Origin of the sequence: Bradyrhizobium liaoningense (assembly GCF_018130825.1) — a bacterium.
GTDB lineage: Bacteria > Pseudomonadota > Alphaproteobacteria > Rhizobiales > Xanthobacteraceae > Bradyrhizobium > Bradyrhizobium liaoningense_B.
On the sequence record NZ_JAFCJS010000006.1, the window covers coordinates 1 to 19,849 of the forward strand.

General features: G+C 64.2%; 26 protein-coding genes. 13 read left to right on the forward strand and 13 right to left on the reverse strand.

Going from position 1 to position 19,849, the window contains the following annotated elements; genetic code table 11:
- Positions 1–2,981, reverse strand: a 2,981-nt coding sequence (locus tag JQ603_RS24815) for a HAMP domain-containing protein (RefSeq protein WP_212343312.1), incomplete at its 3' end; no start/stop codon positions are given.
- A gap of 278 nt (positions 2,982–3,259) precedes the next feature.
- Here JQ603_RS24815 and JQ603_RS24820 point away from each other — a divergent pair.
- Positions 3,260–3,559, forward strand: coding sequence for a hypothetical protein (locus tag JQ603_RS24820; RefSeq protein WP_212343313.1), 300 nt, complete (start codon positions 3,260–3,262; stop codon positions 3,557–3,559).
- 6 nt (positions 3,560–3,565) lie between these two features.
- Here JQ603_RS24820 and JQ603_RS24825 read toward each other — a convergent pair whose 3' ends face one another.
- Entirely contained in the window at positions 3,566–4,072 is a 507-nt protein-coding gene (locus tag JQ603_RS24825; protein ID WP_212343314.1) for a DUF4142 domain-containing protein, read from the reverse strand.
- A 94-nt stretch (positions 4,073–4,166) separates the two neighbouring features.
- Here JQ603_RS24825 and JQ603_RS24830 point away from each other — a divergent pair, with 94 nt between their 5' ends.
- Positions 4,167–4,361 (forward strand): hypothetical protein, encoded by a 195-nt coding sequence (locus JQ603_RS24830; protein WP_212343315.1) that lies wholly within the window; start codon positions 4,167–4,169, stop codon positions 4,359–4,361.
- Positions 4,362–4,692: 331 nt separating this feature from the next.
- Positions 4,693–4,899, forward strand: coding sequence for a hypothetical protein (locus JQ603_RS24835; protein WP_212343316.1), 207 nt, complete (start codon positions 4,693–4,695; stop codon positions 4,897–4,899).
- Positions 4,900–5,100: 201 nt separating this feature from the next.
- Here JQ603_RS24835 and JQ603_RS24840 read toward each other — a convergent pair whose 3' ends face one another.
- Positions 5,101–5,349 (reverse strand): hypothetical protein, encoded by a 249-nt coding sequence (locus tag JQ603_RS24840; protein WP_212343317.1) that lies wholly within the window; start codon positions 5,347–5,349, stop codon positions 5,101–5,103.
- A 172-nt stretch (positions 5,350–5,521) separates the two neighbouring features.
- On the opposite strand from JQ603_RS24840, the gene JQ603_RS24845 reads away from it, so the two are divergent.
- The gene (locus JQ603_RS24845) at positions 5,522–5,680 is read left to right on the forward strand and encodes a hypothetical protein (protein ID WP_018648711.1); all 159 of its coding nucleotides are present in this window, start codon (positions 5,522–5,524) and stop codon (positions 5,678–5,680) included.
- A gap of 148 nt (positions 5,681–5,828) precedes the next feature.
- Here JQ603_RS24845 and JQ603_RS24850 read toward each other — a convergent pair whose 3' ends face one another.
- The 6 genes from JQ603_RS24850 to JQ603_RS24875 all read right to left on the reverse strand — a co-directional run bounded on the left by JQ603_RS24850 (position 5,829) and on the right by JQ603_RS24875 (position 9,092).
- Positions 5,829–6,311 carry a DUF3147 family protein gene (locus JQ603_RS24850; protein WP_212343318.1) on the reverse strand — a complete coding sequence of 161 codons (483 nt, stop codon included), beginning with the start codon at positions 6,309–6,311 and terminating at the stop codon, positions 5,829–5,831.
- Positions 6,311–6,658, reverse strand: a complete 348-nt coding sequence (locus JQ603_RS24855; protein ID WP_212343319.1) for a DUF3147 family protein — start codon at positions 6,656–6,658, stop codon at positions 6,311–6,313. The genes JQ603_RS24850 and JQ603_RS24855 overlap by 1 nt, the downstream gene beginning before the upstream one ends.
- Entirely contained in the window at positions 6,655–7,224 is a 570-nt protein-coding gene (locus tag JQ603_RS24860; protein ID WP_212343320.1) for a phosphatase PAP2 family protein, read from the reverse strand. Before JQ603_RS24860 ends, JQ603_RS24855 begins: the two co-directional genes overlap by 4 nt.
- Positions 7,225–7,295: 71 nt before the next feature.
- Positions 7,296–8,186, reverse strand: coding sequence for an SDR family oxidoreductase (locus JQ603_RS24865; RefSeq protein WP_212343321.1), 891 nt, complete (start codon positions 8,184–8,186; stop codon positions 7,296–7,298).
- 48 nt (positions 8,187–8,234) lie between these two features.
- Positions 8,235–8,786 (reverse strand): DUF4142 domain-containing protein, encoded by a 552-nt coding sequence (locus JQ603_RS24870; RefSeq protein ID WP_212343322.1) that lies wholly within the window; start codon positions 8,784–8,786, stop codon positions 8,235–8,237.
- Between the two features lie 78 nt (positions 8,787–8,864).
- Positions 8,865–9,092 carry a hypothetical protein gene (locus JQ603_RS24875; protein ID WP_212343323.1) on the reverse strand — a complete coding sequence of 76 codons (228 nt, stop codon included), beginning with the start codon at positions 9,090–9,092 and terminating at the stop codon, positions 8,865–8,867.
- 151 nt (positions 9,093–9,243) lie between these two features.
- On the opposite strand from JQ603_RS24875, the gene JQ603_RS24880 reads away from it, so the two are divergent.
- From JQ603_RS24880 to JQ603_RS24895, 4 genes are all read left to right on the forward strand, one after another.
- Positions 9,244–9,618 (forward strand): PRC-barrel domain-containing protein, encoded by a 375-nt coding sequence (locus tag JQ603_RS24880; protein WP_212343324.1) that lies wholly within the window; start codon positions 9,244–9,246, stop codon positions 9,616–9,618.
- Between the two features lie 23 nt (positions 9,619–9,641).
- Positions 9,642–9,800: a hypothetical protein gene (locus JQ603_RS24885; RefSeq protein WP_212343325.1), complete on the forward strand. Its 159-nt coding sequence runs from the start codon at positions 9,642–9,644 to the stop codon at positions 9,798–9,800.
- A gap of 208 nt (positions 9,801–10,008) precedes the next feature.
- Complete coding sequence (locus JQ603_RS24890) at positions 10,009–11,187, forward strand: HlyD family secretion protein (RefSeq protein WP_212343326.1); 1,179 nt, start codon at positions 10,009–10,011, stop codon at positions 11,185–11,187.
- Positions 11,184–12,797 (forward strand): DHA2 family efflux MFS transporter permease subunit, encoded by a 1,614-nt coding sequence (locus tag JQ603_RS24895; protein ID WP_212343327.1) that lies wholly within the window; start codon positions 11,184–11,186, stop codon positions 12,795–12,797. The genes JQ603_RS24890 and JQ603_RS24895 overlap by 4 nt, the downstream gene beginning before the upstream one ends.
- 60 nt (positions 12,798–12,857) lie before the next feature.
- Here the strand turns inward: JQ603_RS24895 and JQ603_RS24900 are convergent, their stop codons facing one another.
- The gene (locus JQ603_RS24900; protein ID WP_212343328.1) at positions 12,858–13,322 is read right to left on the reverse strand and encodes a winged helix-turn-helix transcriptional regulator; all 465 of its coding nucleotides are present in this window, start codon (positions 13,320–13,322) and stop codon (positions 12,858–12,860) included.
- 161 nt (positions 13,323–13,483) lie between these two features.
- On the opposite strand from JQ603_RS24900, the gene JQ603_RS24905 reads away from it, so the two are divergent.
- The 4 genes from JQ603_RS24905 (at position 13,484) to JQ603_RS24920 (ending at position 17,512) form a co-directional block, all read left to right on the forward strand.
- Positions 13,484–14,221 (forward strand): SDR family oxidoreductase, encoded by a 738-nt coding sequence (locus tag JQ603_RS24905; protein WP_212343329.1) that lies wholly within the window; start codon positions 13,484–13,486, stop codon positions 14,219–14,221.
- A gap of 62 nt (positions 14,222–14,283) precedes the next feature.
- Entirely contained in the window at positions 14,284–15,285 is a 1,002-nt protein-coding gene (locus JQ603_RS24910) for an NAD(P)H-dependent flavin oxidoreductase (protein WP_212343330.1), read from the forward strand.
- Between the two features lie 107 nt (positions 15,286–15,392).
- Entirely contained in the window at positions 15,393–15,812 is a 420-nt protein-coding gene (locus tag JQ603_RS24915; RefSeq protein ID WP_212343331.1) for a hypothetical protein, read from the forward strand.
- A 125-nt stretch (positions 15,813–15,937) separates the two neighbouring features.
- Positions 15,938–17,512 carry an alkaline phosphatase D family protein gene (locus JQ603_RS24920; protein WP_212343332.1) on the forward strand — a complete coding sequence of 525 codons (1,575 nt, stop codon included), beginning with the start codon at positions 15,938–15,940 and terminating at the stop codon, positions 17,510–17,512.
- On the opposite strand, the gene JQ603_RS24925 is transcribed toward JQ603_RS24920, so the two are convergent.
- Positions 17,509–17,730 carry a hypothetical protein gene (locus tag JQ603_RS24925; RefSeq protein ID WP_212343333.1) on the reverse strand — a complete coding sequence of 74 codons (222 nt, stop codon included), beginning with the start codon at positions 17,728–17,730 and terminating at the stop codon, positions 17,509–17,511. The two genes, JQ603_RS24920 and JQ603_RS24925, sit on opposite strands and share 4 nt — an antisense overlap.
- 253 nt (positions 17,731–17,983) lie before the next feature.
- Here JQ603_RS24925 and JQ603_RS24930 point away from each other — a divergent pair, with 253 nt between their 5' ends.
- Positions 17,984–18,802 carry an aldo/keto reductase gene (locus JQ603_RS24930; protein WP_212343334.1) on the forward strand — a complete coding sequence of 273 codons (819 nt, stop codon included), beginning with the start codon at positions 17,984–17,986 and terminating at the stop codon, positions 18,800–18,802.
- A 70-nt stretch (positions 18,803–18,872) separates the two neighbouring features.
- Here JQ603_RS24930 and JQ603_RS24935 read toward each other — a convergent pair whose 3' ends face one another.
- Together JQ603_RS24935 and JQ603_RS24940 are read right to left on the reverse strand one after the other, a co-directional pair.
- Positions 18,873–19,100, reverse strand: a complete 228-nt coding sequence (locus tag JQ603_RS24935) for a hypothetical protein (RefSeq protein WP_212343335.1) — start codon at positions 19,098–19,100, stop codon at positions 18,873–18,875.
- A gap of 176 nt (positions 19,101–19,276) precedes the next feature.
- Positions 19,277–19,729, reverse strand: coding sequence for a hypothetical protein (locus JQ603_RS24940; protein ID WP_212343862.1), 453 nt, complete (start codon positions 19,727–19,729; stop codon positions 19,277–19,279).
- Positions 19,730–19,849: the final 120 nt, after the last annotated feature.

Genomic DNA, 19,849 nt, shown 5'->3' on the forward strand with positions numbered 1-19,849 from the left:
TCCACCATGGTGTTGATGGTGTTCTTCAGCTCGAGGATTTCGCCCTTCACGTCCACGGTGATCTTGCGGGACAAGTCGCCGCGCGCCACGGCGGTGGTCACTTCGGCGATGTTGCGGACCTGCGTGGTGAGGTTGGCAGCGAGCAGGTTGACGTTGTCGGTGAGGTCCTTCCAGGTGCCGCCGACGCCGGGCACGACGGCCTGGCCGCCGAGCCGGCCTTCGGTGCCGACCTCACGCGCGACGCGCGTCACTTCGGCGGCGAAGGAGCGGAGCTGCTCGACCATGGTGTTCAGCGTATCCTTCAGCAGCAGGATTTCGCCGCGCACGTCCACGGTGATCTTCTTCGAGAGGTCGCCGCCGGCGATGGCGGTTGCGACCTCGGCGATGTTGCGGACCTGGGCCGTCAGGTTCGACGCCATGAAGTTGACGTTGTCGGTGAGGTCCTTCCAGGTGCCGGCGACGCCGGGCACCTCGGCCTGGCCGCCGAGCTTGCCTTCGGTGCCGACCTCGCGCGCCACGCGCGTCACTTCGCCGGCGAAGCCGTTGAGCTGGTCCACCATGGTGTTGATGGTGTTCTTCAGCTCGAGGATTTCGCCCTTCACGTCCACGGTGATCTTGCGGGACAAGTCGCCGCGCGCCACGGCGGTCGTCACTTCGGCGATGTTGCGGACCTGGGCGGTGAGGTTGCCCGCCATCGAGTTGACGCTGTCGGTGAGATCCTTCCAGGTGCCGGCGACGCCGGGCACGTTGGCCTGGCCGCCGAGGCGGCCTTCGGTGCCGACCTCGCGCGCCACGCGCGTCACCTCGCCCGCGAAGCGGTTGAGCTGGTCGACCATCGTGTTCAGCGTGTCCTTGAGCTGAAGGATCTCGCCGCGCACGTCCACGGTAATCTTGCGCGAGAGGTCGCCGCCGGCGATGGCGGTTGCGACCTCGGCGATGTTGCGGACCTGGGCGGTGAGGTTGCCTGCCATCGAGTTGACGTTGTCGGTGAGGTCTTTCCAGGTGCCGGCGACGCCGGTCACCTGCGCCTGGCCGCCGAGCTTGCCTTCGGTGCCGACCTCGCGGGCGACGCGCGTGACTTCGCCGGCGAAGGCGTTGAGCTGGTCGACCATGGTGTTGAGCGTTTCCTTCAGCTGAAGGATTTCGCCCGACACGTTCACGGTGATCTTCTTGGAGAGGTCGCCCTTGGCGACTGCGGTGGCGACTTCGGCGATGTTGCGGACCTGGCCGGTCAGGTTCGAGGCCATAGAATTGACGCTGTCGGTCAGGTCCTTCCAGGTGCCGGCGACGCCGCGCACCTGGGCCTGGCCGCCGAGCTTGCCTTCGGTGCCGACCTCGCGCGCGACGCGCGTGACTTCGCCGGCGAAGGCGTTGAGCTGGTCCACCATGGTGTTGATGGTGTCCTTCAGCTCCAGGATCTCGCCGCGCACGTCCACGGTGATCTTCTTGGAGAGGTCGCCGCCGGCGACCGCGGTCGTCACCTCGGCGATGTTGCGGACCTGAGCGGTCAGGTTCGACGCCATCGAGTTGACGCTTTCGGTGAGGTCCTTCCAGGTGCCGGCGACGCCGAGCACGTTGGCCTGACCGCCGAGCCGTCCTTCGGTGCCGACCTCGCGCGCCACGCGCGTGACCTCGCCGGCGAAGGCGTTGAGCTGGTCGACCATGGTGTTGAGCGTTTCCTTCAGCTGAAGGATTTCGCCCGAGACGTTCACGGTGATCTTCTTCGACAAGTCGCCGCCGGCGATGGCGGTCGCGACGTCGGCGATATTGCGGACCTGCGCGGTCAGGTTCGACGCCATGAAGTTGACGTTGTCGGTGAGGTCTTTCCAGGTGCCGGCCACGCCAGGCACCTGGGCCTGGCCGCCGAGCTTGCCTTCGGTACCGACCTCGCGCGCCACGCGCGTGACTTCCGAGGCGAAGGAGTTGAGCTGGTCCACCATGGTGTTGATGGTGTCCTTCAGCTCCAGGATCTCGCCGCGCACGTCCACCGTGATCTTGCGGGAGAGGTCGCCGCGCGCCACGGCTGTGGTGACGTTGGCGATGTTGCGGACCTGCGCGGTGAGATTGCCGCACATCGCGTTCACGGAGTCGGTCAGGTCCTTCCAGGTGCCGGCGACGCCGGGCACGATCGCCTGGCCGCCGAGCTTGCCGTCGGTGCCGACCTCGCGCGCGACGCGCGTCACTTCGGAGGCGAAGGAGCGGAGCTGGTCCACCATCGTGTTGATGGCTTCCTTGAGCTGAAGGATCTCGCCGCGGACGTCGACGGTGATCTTCTTGGACAAGTCGCCATTGGCGACCGCGATCGTGACCTCGGCGATGTTGCGAACCTGGTTGGTCAGGTTGTTCGCCATCGAGTTGACGCTCTCGGTCAGGTCCTTCCAGACACCGGTCACCTCCGGCACCTGGGCCTGGCCGCCGAGCTTGCCCTCGGTGCCGACCTCGCGCGCCACGCGCGTCACCTCGGAGGTGAACACGCCGAGCTGCTTGATCATGGTGTTGACGATGTTCGCCGACTGCAGGAACTCACCGCGGAGCGGACGGCCGTCGACGTCGAGCTTGACGGTCTGGAGCAGGTCGCCTTGCGCCACCGCGGCAACGGCGCGCGTCACCTCGCGCGTTGGCCACAACAGATCGTCGATCAGCGTGTTGACGGAGCCTTCCATGTCCGCCCAGGAGCCGGAGGCGAGGCCGAACTTCACGCGCTGCCGGGTCTTGCCCTCGCGCCCCACCACCTGGCCGACCAGCTCGAGCTGCTGGGCCATGCGCTGGTTGGCGGCGATGATTTCATTAAAAGTGTCGGCAATCTTGCCATCGATGCCGAGATAGTCGCCGCTCATGCGCACCGAGAAATCGCCGCTGCGCATCGCTTGCAGCGCGAGCAGCAATTCCGGTCTGGAATCCGGATCCGACATTCCGTTGGTTCTGGGTTTTGGGACGCGACGACCGGAGCGTGATGCAGTTCCGGGATCGAGGTCGCTCATACTTGATTCCCCCGCAGGCGTCGTCCGAATCCGCGGCACGACGCAATTGGTCAAAATAGAGCGTCAGCCAAATTCGAAATCAAGCGCCAAGGTTGCGGCACGAGGATATGGAACCTGCTTTGCTCAGCCCGGCCAAGATAACGACGGTTGGTCGCATCGGTTCCATTCGGTTCTTGGAAAAATTTCGAGCTCTGCTGGACCTCGAGCCGGCGAGCTGCCGGCGCCCTTTCGGAACGGAGCGCCAACCTTTTCGGTTAGCGGGGACAGGGAGAGAGCAGATGCAGATCAAAGCAGGATTCACCGCGGTCGCTGTCACCATATTGCTCGCCGGTTCTGCCTTCGCGCAGGGTGAACCCAGCGGCCGCGGGGCAGTGACCGGCGATCCCGCCGCAAGCTCCGCCACCCCAAAGGCGGATGCACCGACCACGGGGACCGCAACCCGGGCGAACCCCAGCGGCAGCGGCACCTCGAGTTCGGGGGGCAAGGACGACAATGGGGATGCGGGCAGGGACAAGATGCCGGAAAGCGACCGCACGGTGCGACCGGAGAGCCAGCAGCATCATCCGAACGACAAGTGAGGGCGGCTACTTGTCCGCCATGGTGCGCTCGGCGTCCTTGACCTGCGAGCGCAGCGTCGGCAGCTGTTCGCGCGCGAACGCTGCAAGCGCGGCATTGTCAGGCGTCCGGAGATAGCGTTCGAGCAGGGCGATGGTGGATTCATATTCGGCGATTTGTGCGGCATAGAAAGTCCGGACATAGGTCGGTCCATCCGAGCTGTCGGGCTCGGCGAGGCCAGCGCTCGCCGTCTTGCCGATCCGGGGCTCGGCGCCGATCGCCGCCTGAATATCCTTGAGGGTCTTGTCGCGTTTGGCAGCTTCTTCGGCGCGCAAGGCGGCAAGGTTTTTCACCTCCGCATTGCCCTTCAGGTCGGTGCTCTCCAGAAGGCCGTGCTGAAAGCGGCTGAACGCGTAGAGGCCGCTGATGACGTCAATGGCCGTCGGCGCACGGTTGTCAGGCCTTTGCTCGCCGGTGCTGTCGGCCAGCGCTGCGCTGCCAATGAACATCAGGATGATCGCGACAAGAACTCGCATCCAGGTCAATGACCGATGCCGTGCGAAGTTCCCGAACGTTACGATCCGGTAAAGGGCGGTTGCGACGCGGGAGTTCCGTCCCCACGTCTTCCCCATGAAACAGTCTGACGTTTTCAGGGATAACGCCGAGAACTGCCTGCAGCTCGCCGAGCGAGCGGAAGGGCAACCCGCCTACAAGCGCTATTCGCGCATGGCGGATGCCTGGACGGCACTCGCAAGGGAGCAGGACTGGCTCGATGGTGAAATCCCGCCCGTGACGGTCCGGATCCTCCCAAAGCAGGAGGCATAGGCGGCTCTCGTCTTCGTGAATCCGTGTGTGAGACTACACACGGAACGCAGCCGACCAATCCAGGATCATCCGGGAACAGTCGATCGCGTGGATTTCGACTCCAGAAGGAGGTTTTTGCAATGGCTCCGCGTCTTGCCCTTCTTTCACTCATTCTCGCCTTTGGCGTCTCGGTCGCGTTCGCGACGGTGACGACGGTACGGCAGCTGCACCTCGAGAGGGCGTCGGTTGCGGTTCATGCCGCCCATAGCTAGCGCTGCTGCTCGCGTCCGGAACAATCGGCGCTGACATGCGTAGCCGCTTCGAGACATCAAGAGAGAAGCGAGAGCATATCATGGCCCATTCCGACCACGGCATCGTCAGGGACAAGCGCGCGGAGGAGCAGCCCCGCGACAAGAAGCGTGCCCAGACGGTTCACAAGACGGACCCGAAGGGCTCGCCATCGCGAGAGGCGACGCGCGATCCTGACCTCACCGACAAGAACAAGACGCCGGGCTCCGGTGTGATGCCGGACGATTCCGGCGACGCGCCGACGGGGTAGAGCATGATCCGGAAAAGCGTGAAGCGGTTTTCCGGAAAAATCATGCTCAAGCGCTAGAGGGTTCTGGCAAGGAACGAATCCGCGCGCGAAGAGTCGATGGATTGCTTCCGGTTTAGCATGCCCCCGGTGCGCCGGAAGCAATCTCCAAGGACGGCCCTGGCACCCACCGTGCCGGGGTCGTTTTGCTTTGCGAGGCGTTGATCAGTCCTCTTTGCCGTCTTCGGGGTCGGTTTGAGTGTGGCCCTCAGGTCCGCGGCCGAATACGCCGAAACTGCTCGACTTTACGCCGGCAGCAGCATCGACGCCCGCTGCCGCCAGTCCGAACTTGAGCAGTTCGCGGACTGCCGCAGCGCGGGTCGGCATGCGGTGCTTGAACCGGAAATCATCAACTGCGGCCAGCTCGTCGGGTGAGAGCATGACCTGGAGGCGCTCCGCGCGAAGGTCATTCATGGTCGATCACGCAAAATGAGTAAGTTGAGTAGTCTGCTCAACAAACGAACTTGGCGGGAGTTCCACAAGAGTCGATAAAACTGCCAAATGAGTAAAAATAACAAGCAAAATCAATAAGTTATATTGAAACGAGTCCCGTGCTGGCGCATTCTCTTGCAAAGGGAGATGGGCCATGACGGATGAGGTCAGGTTACCCCGCAAGCTTTCCGAAGAGCCAGAAGCACCCAAGCCGGTGCGGCCGAGCCACCAGAAGGTCATCGATCAAGTCGAGCGCTGGGCCAACAGCCCGGGCCTGCAACCCCCGAGGACGGACGATGCGAAGACGGTCTGAACCCCACACATTCGAACAACGTCTCGACGCGCAGAGGCTGCGGCTCGAGCACGAACTCGCAAGTCTGCCGATCGGCGTTCAGCGGGACTCCGTTGCCGCGCGCATCGAACAGCTTCATGCCGCCGCGGAGATGTTTGAGTTTCTGAAGTTACGGGACGCTACGACGCCGCGCTGATCGCGACCAGGATTCGGAGGGCAGGCGATGCGAGACGGTGCGGAATTTCCGTCTCATCCACCACGCCGAGACTGAAACCACGGCCCAGGCGAAAACGGCGGCGATGAAGGCCGCTACGCTGCTCACGGGGACCGTGACGTAGAAGACGGCGGCAAACGCAGCGAGACCGATGCTTCCCAAGCCGGCGCCGGCGGCGTCGAGCGCCGCGGCCTTTTGCCCGCGCCGGCGGCCGTCGAGACCTGCCTTTTCCTTGGCCCGGCGCTCATGACTTTCGATCAGCGTTGCACTGGCGCAGAAGATGGCGGGAAGGGCAAGGAAGAGCCCACCTATGGAGGTGCCGAAGCTGGCCCCCATGATGCCTGCCAGCACTGTCGCCAGTCCGCCGAGCACGAAGCGAATGGCGTATTCGTACCAGCGCGTTTGCTTCAGCGCCGATGGGGACAGCTTGACCAGCATCAGGCGGCGCCTCCGAAGCTTGCGAGCAGGCCGAGGGCGACGACCAGCCATACTGCGAAGGTCAGAATGGTGGCGGGCAGCGCGGCAAGACGAAACCTCATCAGCAGGTGGCACACGGCGACGCTGTAGCAGGCAAGCGCGATCGCGCCATAGATCATGGTCCAGCTTTCGGCTGCGGCGTAAGCTCTGCCATGCTGCACGATCGCGATTGCGAGCGTGGCGAGCGCGACTGACGGTGCGGCGCCGAGCAGGCCGGCAAAACTCTTCGGCCGCAGCATGTCGCCAAGGATCGCGAAGGCTGAGACGATCATCCCGCCGGCGATGAAGCGAACGACATATTCGGTCATGACCGTATCCGCTTGTGGCGCCGGGGCAGCGTGAGCGGCCTGAGAAGTCGTTCGATGACAACGCCGAGCGAGAATCCCACCAGCACATCGCTCGGCCAATGCGCCAGAATCGCGACGCGCGTTAGCGAGAGTGCGACCGCGATGACGCGTATCGCGCGGCGCGGTCCTGCCGGCAGAAGGCCCGCGGCCGAGGCGAGCGCACCCATGTGCATGGCGTGGCCGGAGGGGAAGGCATCCCGCGGTCGCCCGGAGAAGGGAACGCCATTCCGGTGGCCGCGAACGGTCGTGCGATCGGGTCTTGTCTGGTCGAACACGGATTTCAGCGCGTGCGGCAGCACCGCCGTCGCCAAGGTCACTGCCAGAATATGATTGGCGGCGGGGCGCGCCTGCGGCCGCCGCAATTGGGCGTAGAGCCATCCTGCAGCGGCAAGCGCCAGAAGCACGTGCTCGTCGGCCGCCCAGGTCAGCGTCTGCGCTGCCTGCTCCAGCCCTGTATTGGTGTGGTCGGCGATCTCATTTGCGATCGCAGTGTCGATCCGAGTGGGTCTGACTGTTACGACTGCCATCGGTCCGCGGTCGGTGAAATGTTCTCCATGACACGATTGTAAAGCTTGGGTGACGATGATCGTTCCTGCGGCTAAGGCTGTCCGGATCCGCCTGCGGCGCCATAGACCTGACCGGTCGCGTAGCTCGCATCGGCCGCGGCAAGCTGTACGTAAATGGAGGCGAGTTCGGCAGGTTGGCCGGGACGGCCGAGTGGCGTCATGCCGCCGAACTTCTCGAGCTTCTCCATCGTCGCGCCGCCGGAGACCTGGAGCGGCGTCCAGATCGGACCGGGTGCCACGCCGTTGACGCGAATGCCCTTCGGACCCAGCTGCTTGGCCAGCGACTTCACGTAGTTCATCGTCGCGGCCTTGGTCTGCGCGTAGTCGTAGAGTTCCGGAGACGGATCATAAGCCTGCTCGGACGTCGTGCCGATGATGCACGAGCCCGGCTTCAGATGCGGCAGCGCCGCCTTGATGATCCAGAAGGGAGCGTAGATGTTGGTCTTCATGGTCGCGTCGAAGTCCTCGGACGAGACGTCGAGGATCGACTCGCGGGTCTGCTGTCGCGCGGCGTTGCAGACGACGATGTCCAGGCCGCCGAGGCCCTGCACGGCTTGCTCGACCAGCTTCCTGCAGAATTCCTCGTTGCGGAGGTCGCCGGGGATGGCAAGCCCGATGCGTCCCTCCTTCTTGATCAGCGCGATGACGTCTTGTGCATCGGGTTCTTCGTTCGGGACATAGTTGATGGCGACGTCGGCACCTTCGCGTGCATAGGCGATCGGGGCGGCGCGGCCCATGCCGGAATCGCCGCCGGTGATGAGTGCCTTGCGGCCGGTAAGGCGGCCGGAGCCCCTGTAGCTGGTCTCGCCATGGTCCGGCCGCGGCTCCATCTTGCCGGCAAGGCCGGGCCAGGGCTGCGACTGCTTCTTGAACGGCGGTTTCGGATAGCGGCTGACGGGATCTGTCGACTTCTGCTCGGCCATGGGCGTGTCTCCTTTCGCTGCCGAAGGCGCCAGCGAAGCTGCAGGATATTACTTCGACTGGCCGACGCTCGGTGCCTTGCCGAGCTCTTTCGCCATCTGGAGATGGTGCTTGAGCGCGGGCAGCGTCTTGCCGGCCCAGTCCTTCAGCTCGGCGTTATCGCCGCCCTTGGCGTACCGCTCGAACAGCGACACCGCGTCCTCGTGCGCGCTGACCTGGTAGGAATTGTAGTCGGAGCTGAAGTCCTTGCCGGTCGCGCCCTTGAGCTTGTCGAGCTTGCTCTGGTGCGAGCTGTCGAGCGCCGTCGGCAGCGTCGCCTGGACCTTGCCGTTGCCGACCAGACCCTTGAGCTCGCTGCTGGTCTTGGTGTGGTCGGTCACCATCTGCTGCGCGAAGGATTTCTCCTGCGCGTTTCCCTTCTGCTCCGCGAGCTTGCTCGATTCGATCTCGAACATGTCGCTGATGGCGACTTCCTTGACGAAGTCGGCGGTGGCGGGCGCGACGCCCAGCGCCGAATTGACGCCGGTCTTCTCGCCGAGCGACTGGGCAAGCGCAGGGCCTGCGAGAAGCACGCAAGCAAGGGCGATGATCGTTCGTTTCATGGTCCGGTCCCTCTTGATTGGCGCAGCCGCTGGCCGCGGGTCTTTGCGCCGACCAACACGCCGCAATTGTCGAGGTTCCTAGTCCGTGGGATTGCGGCCGGTGCGCGGGTTGATCGGATCGGTCGGTTTCCGCCGAAGCCGCTCCGGCAGGAACGGCTCTGCCGAAGACGCCGATGGCTCGGCACGCACATCGGCATGGTGTTGCGCCCGTTCATGCGAGGTCTGATTGCTGTTGATATGATGCTTCACATCGACGCCATCGACGGGATCGTTGACGCCATGCTGGATGTCGCGGAAGTCGCTCATGGCCATCTCACTCCCGGTTTCCTGATGGACCCTTTGAGAACGGCGCTTTCTCCGTGATGTTCCTGCTTGGCCGCGAGATGCCGCACCCGCACGCTGGAACGATCACCATCAGGGCAGGTTGGTCCACACATCGGCTGAGCGGAGAATTGCAATGTTGAATCAAGGCGAGCTGGATCGCAGCGAGATGGGCCGGTTGATCGGCAGCGACAAGGTCGAGGGAACATCGGTCTACGGTGCCGACCGCAACAAGATCGGCTCGATCGAGCGCGTGATGATCGACAAGATCAGTGGCAAGGTGTCCTACGCCGTGCTCGGGTTCGGCGGATTTCTAGGCCTCGGCAATGATCACTACCCCTTGCCCTGGCAGTCGCTGAAATACGACACGGAGCTCGGCGGCTATGTCACCGGCATCACGGCCAAGGAGCTGGAAGGCGCGCCGAAATACGGCGCGAAGAGCGACTGGAACTGGAGCGATGAATCCGCCGTTCGCGGCATCAACTCGTACTACGGTGTTCCGTTCGCGTAAGGCGCTTCACGGAAGGAGATCCGATGAGCAAGGAACGGCCCAACGACGATCCCCGTCAGCAGAATGACTGGGGATCTCATTCCCAGACGGACAAGCCCTGGAAGGGCAATCCGGAGAAAGAGCAGGGATCGGACAAGGCGAAGCCCGATCTCGAGAAATGGCACGAGACCAAGACGCACTGAGCCAAGACGCACTGAGCCAAGTGCGTCGGCACGACCATCGAGGCGAGCGCGGCACGGTGAGTGCCGCGCTTGTTTTTTGACCCTTGCAATCACGAATGGCGATGATGCGCTCGGGTGCGGAACCATGCCTCAGTGCCAAGGTTAGGCTGGCGGCGCGAAAGCTCGCTTTGTCGTTCTGCGCCGCTCAAGCCCGAGAAAGGTATGCACCGTGGATGCTCGAACCCGGGAGCGCGGGGCGCGCGCGGAGCAGCCGTTGCCGCCCCGGACGGAGGAAGCTCCGAAGCATTCTCCGGATCAGGTGAGTGAAGCCAAAGGTCAGTCGAAGGAACAGTCGGGCAACCCGGCGAAATCGCCGTCACTGCGCGACCGGCTCCGCGAGCACTGGCTCCTCGCCATCGTCGGCGCGATCGTGCTGGTCGCCGCACTCGTCGGCGGTCTGCTCTATTGGCTTGAAGTGCGTCACTACGAGTCAACAGACGACGCCTTCGTCGCCGCTCGCAGCTTTTCCGTGGCCTCGAAGGTCGGCGGCTACGTGACCGACATACCGGTCACGGACAATCAGCATGTCAATGCCGGTGACCTGCTGGCCAAGATCGACGAGCGCGACTATCGCATCGCCATCGATCAGGCCAATGCTCAGCTCGCGGTCGCCAAGGCGAACGTCGCCAATGTCGAAGCGCAGATCGATTCGCAGCAGGAGCAGATCAAGCAGGCTCAGGCGCAGCTCGAACAGGTCCAGGCCCAGCTTCAATTCTCGCAGGAAGAGTTCAAGCGCGCCGAGGATCTGGTCGAGAAGGGCGCCGGTACCGTGCAGCGCCAGCAGCAGACCCGCTCCGACCTTCAGGCGCAGCAGGCCAACACCGAGCGGACCAAAACCGCGGTGACGGCCGCGCAGCTCGGCATCAAGACACTGCAAGCCCAGCTGGAAGGCGCCAAGGCGCAGGTCGAGCAAGCGCAGGCGCAGCTCGATCAGGCCAAACTGAATTTGCAGTACACGAGCGTCGTTGCGGCGCAGTCCGGCCGGGTGGTCAAGCTCTCGGGCGCCAGGGGGACCTTCGTCACGGCGGGCCAAAGTCTGCTGATGTTCGTGCCCGACCAGGTCTGGATTGTCGCCAACTACAAGGAAACCCAGCTCAACGACATGCGGCCGGGTCAGCCGGTCGAGATCCGCATCGACGCCTATCCGGGCCGCAAGCTCACCGGCCATGTCGATTCCGTGCAGCCGGGCTCCGGCACCGCGTTCAGCCTGCTGCCTGCAGAGAATGCCACCGGCAACTACGTCAAGGTGGTCCAGCGCGTGCCGGTGAAGATCGTGGTCGACAACTGGCCGGCCGATCTGCCCGTCGGTCCCGGCATGTCGGTCGTGCCCTGGACCAGGGTGCGATGAGTGACGTCGCGCAAGGTGGCGCGTCCGGCTGGTCGCCGGAGCGTTCGGCAGCCGGCGGGCACAATCCCTATCTGATCGCCTTCGTCGTCTCGATCGCGACCTTCATGGAGGTGCTCGACACCACCATCGCCAATGTCGCGCTGCGGCACATCGCGGGCGGGCTCGCGGTGGGCATCGACGAGAGCACCTACGTCATCACCAGCTATCTCGTCGCCAATGCCATCGTGCTGTCGATCTCGGGCTGGCTCTCGACCGTGATCGGCCGCAAGCGCTTCTACATGATGTGCGTGGCGACGTTCTCGGTTGCCTCGCTGCTGTGCGGCTTCGCCTGGAATTTGCAGTCGCTGGTGCTGTTCCGCATCCTGCAGGGCCTCGGCGGCGGCGGCATGGCCACCAGCGAGCAGGCGATCCTCGCCGACTCCTTTCCGCCGCACAAGCGCGGCCGGGCTTTTGCCATCTACGGCGTCGCCGTCGTGGTCGCGCCGGTGATCGGCCCCACGCTCGGCGGCTGGATCACCGACACCTATAGCTGGCACTGGGTGTTCCTGATCAACGTGCCGATGGGGCTGCTCTCGCTGTTTCTGGTCGGCACGCTGGTCAAGGAGCCGTCGGGGGCGGAGGAGGTGAGGGCGAAGCTCCTGAGCAGGGGTTTGCGCGTCGATTATATCGGTTTCCTGCTCGTCGCGATCGGGCTCGGCTCGCTCGAATACGTGCTCGATGAAGGCCAGCGCAACGACTGGTTCGGCTCGACCACGATCGTCTTTTTCGCGGTGCTCGCCGCGGTCTCGCTGCTCGCGCTGATTCCGTGGGAGCTGACGCGCGAGGATCCCATTGTCGACATCCGCCTGCTCGGCCGGCGCCAGTTCGGCGCATGCTTCCTGGTGATGTTGGGCACTGGCGCGGTACTGATCTCGACGACTCAGCTGCTGCCGCAACTACTCCAGACCGAGCTGAACTACACGGCCATGCTGGCCGGCCTTGCCTTGTCGCCCGGCGGCATCGCAACCCTGGTGCTGATGCCCGTGGTGGGCCGCCTCGTCAGCTCGGTGCAGCCGAAATATCTCATCATGTTCGGGGCTGCCATCGTCGCCTTCTCGATGTGGCATCTCACCGGTCTGACCGGCGACATCACCTATGGCTATGCGGCGCTGTCGCGCATCTTCCTCGCGCTGGGCTTGCCCTTCCTGTTCCTGCCGGTGACGACTGCGTCCTATGACGGCGTGCCACCCGACAAGACCAACCAGGCCTCCGCGCTGATCAACGTCGCCCGCAACATCGGCGGCTCGATGGGTGTCGCGCTGGCGCAGACGATCTTGGCGCAGCGCCAGCAATTTCATCAGAGCCGCCTCGTCGAGCACGCCGCGCCCTCCGATCTCGGTTACCAGCAGACCATCGATGCCATGACGCGCTACTTCCAGGCGCAGGGCTCGAATGCAAGCGATGCGGCAGCGCAGGCGGTCGCATGGGTCGGAAAAACACTGCAGCAGCAGGTCGATCTTCTCGCCTATATCGACGTGTTCTGGACGCTCGCGATTGTCGCGGTTCTGATGATCCCCACGGCGGTCGTGCTGCGCCCGATCGACTTGAGGGCGCCGGCAAAGGGGCATTGAGCCCCCGTGTCGTCCTGGCCTAGTGCGCGATTGCGCACTAGGCCAGGACGACATTGGGGCTCACCCCACCGCCTCCTTCCGCCCCGGACCCGCGTGCACATGGACCTGCTTGGCATGCAGCGGCTCGCCGCATTCCGAGCACACCATCACGGGATCGAACAGCTTGCCGCAATTCTTGTGCTCATGCAGCAGCGGGCGGCCGCGCTCGTCGCCCATGTGGGTGTCGCCCCAATGCACCATGGCCATGATGATCGGGTAGAGGTCGAGGCCTTTCTGGGTGAGGATGTATTCGTAGCGCTTGGGCGCCTCCGAATAGGGGACGCGACGCAGGATGCCGAAGCGGACCAGCTTCTTCAGCCGCTCCGAGAGCAGGTGTCGCGTGATCTGAAGCGAGGATTGAAATCCCTCGAAGCGGCGCACGCGCAAAAAGCATTCACGCAGGATCAACAGCGTCCAGCGATCGCCGACGACCGCGACGGTGCGGGAAAGCGAGCAGGGCTCCTCGTCCAGCGTGTCCCACTTCATGATCCGGTCTCCGGCGTAGGCCTAGTCAGTCAGAAAAAGGAACTGACTTGAACGATCAACGCAATTTCCGGCCCAAGCTAGCACTCAGCCCGGCAGTTTGACAGTTCTATTTTAGAACTATAGCCTTCCGGTCAATCACACGCTCATCGGAGGAGGCGACCTTGCCCAAGCGGAACGCGACAGCAGCCGTCATCGGGGCCGGCGATTTCATCGGCTCCGAGATCGCCAAGAAATTCGCCGCGGAAGGATTTTCGATCTTCGCCGGCCGCCGCAACGGCGACAAGCTGGCGCCGCTGGTGACGGACATCGAGGCCTCAGGCGGCGAGATCCACGCGCGTTCCCTCGATGCACGCAAGGAGGACGAGGTCATCTCGTTCCTCGAGGACGCCGACAAGCATGCGCCGCTCGAGGTCTGCATCTTCAACGTCGGTGCCAACGTGAATTTCCCGATCCTCGACACCACCGAACGCGTCTTCCGGAAAGTGTGGGAGATGGCCTGCTATTCCGGCTTCCTCGCAGGCCGGGAAGCTGCGCGGCTGATGCTGCCGCGCGGCGGTGGCAACATCTTCTTCACCGGCGCGACTGCCTCCTTGCGTGGTGGCAGCGGCTTTGCCGCCTTCGCCAGCGCCAAGTTCGGCCTGCGCGCGGTGGCGCAGGCGATGGCGCGCGAGCTCGGGCCGAAGAACATCCACGTCGCTCATCTCATCATCGATTCCGGCGTCGACACCGAATGGGTGCGCCAGCGCCGGCTGGAGGCGCTCGGCCCGAACGCGCTCGACAATCCAGATCTCCTGATGCCGCCGTCGTCGGTTGCGGACGCCTATTGGCAGCTCTATCAGCAGCCCAAGAGCGCCTGGACCTTCGAGATGGAGATCAGGCCGTTCGGAGAGAAATGGTGACCACGGCGCAAGACTGCGGTTAGACTGATCCCATACAAACCAAAATCCGGGAGGCGACTTACGTGAAGACCGCGATCACCGAACTGTTCGGCATCGAGCACCCTATCATTCAGGGCGGCATGCATTTCGTCGGCTTTGCCGAGCTTGCCGCCGCCGTCTCGAATGCCGGCGGGCTCGGCATCATCACGGGCCTCACGCAGAAGACGCCGGAATTGCTCGCGAAAGAGATCGCGCGCTGCCGCGACATGACCGACAAGCCGTTCGGCGTGAACCTCACCTTCCTGCCGACCTTCTCCGCGCCGCCCTATCCCGAATATATCGCGGCCATCGTCGAAGGCGGCATCAAGGCGGTCGAGACCGCGGGCCGCAGCCCGGAAGCCTACATGCCCGCGCTGAAGGCCGCGGGCATCAAGGTGATCCACAAATGCACCTCGGTGCGCCACTCGCTGAAGGCCGAGAGGATCGGCTGCGACGCCGTCAGCGTCGATGGCTTCGAGTGCGGCGGCCATCCCGGCGAGGATGACATTCCCAACATGATCCTGCTGCCGCGCGCGGCGGAGGAGTTGAAGATCCCGTTCGTGGCTTCCGGCGGCATGGCCGACGGGCGCAGCCTCGTCGCGGCGCTGTCGCTCGGCGCGGCCGGCATGAACATGGGTACGCGCTTCATCGCCACCAAGGAAGCACCTGTCCATCAGAACGTGAAGAACGCGCTTGTCGCGGCCACCGAGCTCGACACGCGCCTCATTATGCGCGCGCTGCGCAACACCGAGCGCGTGCTGAAGAACGCCAATGTCGATCGCCTGCTCGAGATCGAACGGGAGAAGGGCGCCAAGCTCACCATCGACGACATTCACGACCAGGTCGCGGGCGTCTATCCCAGGATCATGCTGGAAGGCCAGATGGACGCGGGTGCCTGGAGCTGCGGCATGGTCGCCGGCCTCATCCACAACATCCCCTCCTGCAAGGAACTCATCGATCGCATCATGGTCGAGGCGGAAACCATCATTCGCGGGCGCCTGATGGGGTTCCTGGACGGGACGGGGGCGACGCGAAAGGTCGCGTAACACCGGCAAACTTCTTAACCACGGCGGCAACCGGCCGCTGGAATTCCGCGCGACGCCTCCTAAATAGGGATAAATTACGCCCTAATAATCAATTTCAGGAGGCGTCCGTGGTCCTGAAAAGCGTTCCTTTTGCGGTTGCCGTCGCCCTCGTCATTGCGTGGGGCGGCATCGCGCGCGCTGACGACTACAAGCCTGACGAATATTTCGGTCTCGATCTCTCCAAGGCGGTGCTGTCGCCGAAACGGCTCGGGCCCGAGACGCAATTCGCGCCGGTCGCACTCGAAGCGAAGGGCGGCAACGAGGCGCAGGCGCGGATCGAGCCGATCGACGTGCCGAAGAAGGTCGCGGCCGAACGCGTGCATGTGCCCGAGCCGAAGGTCGCGCATACCAAGAGCACCCAGCCCCGCGGCGCCGCCCGCACCAAGCTCGCGCATCGCCGCGGCAATCCGCTCGACGCCCAGGCGATGGACACGCGCATTCAGACCTGGCCGTGTCGCTCCGGCGGCATCTGCAACTGGAAGCGGTAGTCGCGCGTAGCCATTCGCCCGTCATCCCCGCGTCGCAAAACCGTAGGCGCGGAGTCAAGAAACCGTCAGGATAGGAGTCAAGGAGCGCAGGCACCTTCCGTCGCGATTCGACGAAGGTCTCCTGAATGGCAACGCTCCGCGCCCCGCGCGCATGGACCCGGCGGCAATTCCTGGTCCGCTCAACTTCAAGCCTCGCCGTCGCCTCGCTCGGCACACTCGCAAAGCCCCACATCAGCCGCGCCTCCGACCGGCCCCAGATCGCGGGCGGCATCCAGTCCGGCGATGTCTCGGATGGGTCTGCCGTGATCTGGGCGCGCGCCGACCGGGCCGCACGCATGCACGTGGAGTGCTCGACCGTCGAGAGCTTCAAGACCATCATTGCGTCGGCTTCGCGCGACGCCCTGCCGGATGCGGATTTCACGGCAAAACTGCAGCTGAACGACCTGCCGCCCGGGCAGGACATCTTCTATCGCATCCGCTTCGACGACATCGCCACCGGTATCGCCGGCGACAGCCGTATCGGCCATTTCCGCACCGCGCCGGCAGCTGGCCACTCGATCTCGTTCCTGTGGTCCGGCGACACCGCGGGGCAGGGCTGGGGCATCGATGTCTCGCGCGGCGGCTACCGTAGCTTTCGAACCATGCTCGACAACCGCCCGGACTTCTTCATCCATTCCGGCGACCACATCTACGCCGACTGCACGATTCCTGCCGAGAAGACGCTGCCGAATGGCGAGACCTGGCGCAACATCGTCACTGAGGAAAAAGCCGAGGCCGCACACACGCTGGCGCAGTTCCGCGGCAATTACAAATACAACCATCTGGACGAGCACTTTCGCGCCTTCCACGCGCAGGTGCCGATGTTCGCGCAATGGGACGACCACGAGGTTACCAACGACTGGTCGCCGTCCGGCAGCTACGATGAGGCGGGTTTCGAGGACGATGGCACCTCGCGCCTGGTTGCGCGCGCCCGCCGCGCTTTCTTCGACTTCATGCCGATCCGCGACATCGGCGCGCCGCAGGGTCGGGTCTATCGCAAGATCGCCTACGGCCCGCTGCTCGACGTCTTCATGATCGACATGCGCAGCTATCGCGACGAGACCTGGAACAAGGGCCAGGATCATCGCGGCTGGATTCTCGGCGCCGAGCAGCTCGCCTGGCTGAAGCGCGAGCTTGCCGCCTCACGCGCGACCTGGAAGGTGATCGCGGCCGACCTGCCGATCGGCCTCATCAGCCTCGACGCGGTCGCGCTCGGCGATGGTCCGCCGGACCGGCGCGAGCACGAAATCGCCGATCTCCTTGCCTCGATCAAGCGCGCGGGCGTGCGCAACATCGTCTGGCTCACCGCCGACATGCACTACACTGCCGCGCACTATTACGATCCGAACAAGGCCCAGTTTCAGGACTTTGAGCCGTTCTGGGAATTCGTCTCCGGCCCCCTCCATGCCGGCACCTGGGGGCCGGGCGCGCTCGACAACACGTTTGGTCCGGTCGCGATGTACCAGAACGGCTGCAGCGCGGCGCAGGGCGAGAATCTCGCTCCCTGCTTCGGCCTGCAATTCTTCGGTCGCGTCGATATCGACGGCGCGAGCGGCGTCATGACCGTGACCCTGAAGGACGTCGACAACCGCGATCTCTGGTCGGTCGACATCGAGCCGCGGCCGCAGACGCGCCCGGCGGTGGTGGCGCAGCACTCCTAGGGCATCCGCAGGCCGATACCGCCGCGCACCTGGCGGGCCACGGGCTGCGGAGCTTCTGCGCGCGCATTCATCCAGGCCGGCTTCTGTGGCGCAGTGGGTTGCCGGACATAGAATTCGCCTAGCTTGGGCGAGCCGGTATAGGCGAAGCCGTCGGCATGCACAGGTGTGGCGCCGACAAGGGCGGCCGCCAGAACAGCCATCGTCAAGATCGTCCTCATGGTCGTCTCCGTGTCGCGCGGCCGGAATGACCGCGATGACGGGATGCTGGCAGGAGAGGGCAATGATCTGAAATGCCGTTTGGCTGTTGCGGTGATAGCGGCCGGCTATCTCGCTAACCCGATCTTGATTGGCCGCTCCGGCGCCTCCCGCGCTATAGTGCGTTCTCCCGCCATCTCTTTTCCGTCACCAAAGAGTCTGTCCCCGCGGCCTCACCGCGCGACTGGCGGGCTGAAATACTCAGGAGCCTGTTTCATGGACAATCTGAAGACACAGGGCATCAGCATGCCCAAGCTCGGCCTCGGCACCTTCCGCATGCAGGGCGATGCCTGCCGTGCGGCGGTCGAGAGCGCGCTCGCGATCGGCTATCGCCACATCGACACCGCCGAGATGTACGCCAACGAAGAACCGATCGGCGCGGCGCTTGCCGCAGCGCGCGTGCCGCGCGGCGAGCTGCACGTCACGACCAAGGTCTGGCACGAGAACCTCAGCCCTGATGCGATCCGCCGTGCCTTCAATGCAAGCCTGACGAAGCTGCGGCTCGATCATGTCGATCTCTATCTCGTGCACTGGCCGTCGCAATCCGCGAACTGGGGCGCGGTGTTCGAGACCTTGATGAAGCTGAAGGAGGAGGGACGCACGCGGGCGATCGGCGTCGCCAACTTCACCACCGCACTGCTCAAGATTGCGGTCGAGGACATCAAGGCGCCGATCGCCTGCAACCAGATCGAATATCACGCGATGCTCGATCAATCGAAGGTGCTGGCCTATCTCAAGCCCAAGTCGATCCCGCTGGTCGCCTATTGCCCGCTCGCGCAGGGGCGCATTGCCTCGGATCCCGTGCTGGCCGAGATCGGCACCAAACACAATGCGACCGCAGCCCAGGTCGCGCTGAAATGGCTGCTCGACCAGGACGGCGTTGCGGCCATCCCGAAAGCCTCGCGCCGTGAGAGCCAGCAGGCCAATCTCGATGCACTGAAGATCACGCTCGACGAGGCCGATCGCAAGAAAATCGCGGCGCTGCCGAAGGACAGGCGCTGCGTCAATCCCGGTTTCGCGCCGGCGTGGGATTGATTCCGCCGAACGTTTCGAGCATGCAAAGAAATGGCCCCGTGAGGGGCCATTTCCACGTTTGCGTTGCGCATTAGTCCCAGTGGTGACGATGGCCGCGCTTGATCACGACGACCTTGTCGCCATGATGACGCCAGCCACGATGCCAGCCGTGGTCACGATGCATGCCGTATTCGGCACGCGCGGCGTACGGGCCGTGGTGATGACCACGCTTGATCACCACCGTCTCCGCGCTCGCCAGCGTCGGCGCTGCGATCGCGAGCGCGCCGAGGGCCGCAACCACATAACCAAGCTTCTTCATGATGTCCTCCTCCAATCGAATGCCAATTTAAACTGCGCATTCGCATGAACGTTCCGGAGGAATCGCAGGAGAATTCTGAACGGATGTTCAGACAGCGCGTGATCCCGACCCGATAGGGCCGCGCTCGTGCAAAGTTAAGGAGCGGCTTTCCGAAAGGTCATGCTCAAGCGGAATGCTCAATCGCAGCGCTGCTGCGTGGGCGTCGGCGCGCCGCTGGCGACGTACTTGCCGTCCCTGATCGTGTATTCGCCGCGCTCGCTGCGATTGTAGATCGCGCGCAGGCTGCCGTCCTTGTCCAGCAGCAGCCCGAACTCGCGGGCCTGATGCAGCGAGGGGAAGTACACCATCACATTGAGCAGGCCTTCGGCGTTGACCGTGGCGGACACCACCTCGTTCTCGTCCCTGGCATCGCCGAAATTGCGCCGGTACATCACCCGGCCGTCCTTGCGGATCTCGTAGGTCAGCAGCGCGCCTTTGTCGCGATCCGGCCGAACCGCGCAATCGACTGCCCATGAGCCGAGCAGGCCCCATTGCTCGACGGTCGCCGCAAGTGTTTCAGCGCGGGCCAAAGATATGAAAGCAACCCATAGCAATGCAGCCGTGGTCCAGCGGCTCAAACAACGCATCATGTCCCGAAAAGCCCGGCCTCGAAGAATTCCAAAGTTTAGCATCCCGGGCGCGGCCGTCCACGCCGGCTGCCGATCGCGCGCGAATTTGATCCGCGTCAATGAGGCCGGCCGTGGCGGGGG

Bases quoted from the DNA above. Each gene is read 5' to 3' on its own strand.
- JQ603_RS24825 (WP_212343314.1), bottom strand. From the start codon at position 4,072: ATGCGAGTTCTTGTCGCGATCATCCTGATGTTCATTGGCAGCGCAGCG.
- JQ603_RS24835 (WP_212343316.1), top strand. From the start codon at position 4,693: ATGGCCCATTCCGACCACGGCATCGTCAGGGACAAGCGCGCGGAGGAG.
- JQ603_RS24830 (WP_212343315.1), top strand. From the start codon at position 4,167: ATGAAACAGTCTGACGTTTTCAGGGATAACGCCGAGAACTGCCTGCAG.
- JQ603_RS24865 (WP_212343321.1), bottom strand. From the start codon at position 8,186: ATGGCCGAGCAGAAGTCGACAGATCCCGTCAGCCGCTATCCGAAACCG.
- JQ603_RS24880 (WP_212343324.1), top strand. From the start codon at position 9,244: ATGTTGAATCAAGGCGAGCTGGATCGCAGCGAGATGGGCCGGTTGATC.
- JQ603_RS24875 (WP_212343323.1), bottom strand. From the start codon at position 9,092: ATGAGCGACTTCCGCGACATCCAGCATGGCGTCAACGATCCCGTCGAT.
- JQ603_RS24885 (WP_212343325.1), top strand. From the start codon at position 9,642: ATGAGCAAGGAACGGCCCAACGACGATCCCCGTCAGCAGAATGACTGG.
- JQ603_RS24850 (WP_212343318.1), bottom strand. From the start codon at position 6,311: ATGCTGGTCAAGCTGTCCCCATCGGCGCTGAAGCAAACGCGCTGGTAC.
- JQ603_RS24925 (WP_212343333.1), bottom strand. From the start codon at position 17,730: ATGAGGACGATCTTGACGATGGCTGTTCTGGCGGCCGCCCTTGTCGGC.
- JQ603_RS24845 (WP_018648711.1), top strand. From the start codon at position 5,522: ATGACGGATGAGGTCAGGTTACCCCGCAAGCTTTCCGAAGAGCCAGAA.
- JQ603_RS24900 (WP_212343328.1), bottom strand. From the start codon at position 13,322: ATGAAGTGGGACACGCTGGACGAGGAGCCCTGCTCGCTTTCCCGCACC.
- JQ603_RS24940 (WP_212343862.1), bottom strand. From the start codon at position 19,729: ATGATGCGTTGTTTGAGCCGCTGGACCACGGCTGCATTGCTATGGGTT.
- JQ603_RS24895 (WP_212343327.1), top strand. From the start codon at position 11,184: ATGAGTGACGTCGCGCAAGGTGGCGCGTCCGGCTGGTCGCCGGAGCGT.
- JQ603_RS24870 (WP_212343322.1), bottom strand. From the start codon at position 8,786: ATGAAACGAACGATCATCGCCCTTGCTTGCGTGCTTCTCGCAGGCCCT.
- JQ603_RS24840 (WP_212343317.1), bottom strand. From the start codon at position 5,349: ATGAATGACCTTCGCGCGGAGCGCCTCCAGGTCATGCTCTCACCCGAC.
- JQ603_RS24820 (WP_212343313.1), top strand. From the start codon at position 3,260: ATGCAGATCAAAGCAGGATTCACCGCGGTCGCTGTCACCATATTGCTC.
- JQ603_RS24860 (WP_212343320.1), bottom strand. From the start codon at position 7,224: ATGGCAGTCGTAACAGTCAGACCCACTCGGATCGACACTGCGATCGCA.
- JQ603_RS24920 (WP_212343332.1), top strand. From the start codon at position 15,938: ATGGCAACGCTCCGCGCCCCGCGCGCATGGACCCGGCGGCAATTCCTG.
- JQ603_RS24930 (WP_212343334.1), top strand. From the start codon at position 17,984: ATGGACAATCTGAAGACACAGGGCATCAGCATGCCCAAGCTCGGCCTC.
- JQ603_RS24855 (WP_212343319.1), bottom strand. From the start codon at position 6,658: ATGACCGAATATGTCGTTCGCTTCATCGCCGGCGGGATGATCGTCTCA.
- JQ603_RS24935 (WP_212343335.1), bottom strand. From the start codon at position 19,100: ATGAAGAAGCTTGGTTATGTGGTTGCGGCCCTCGGCGCGCTCGCGATC.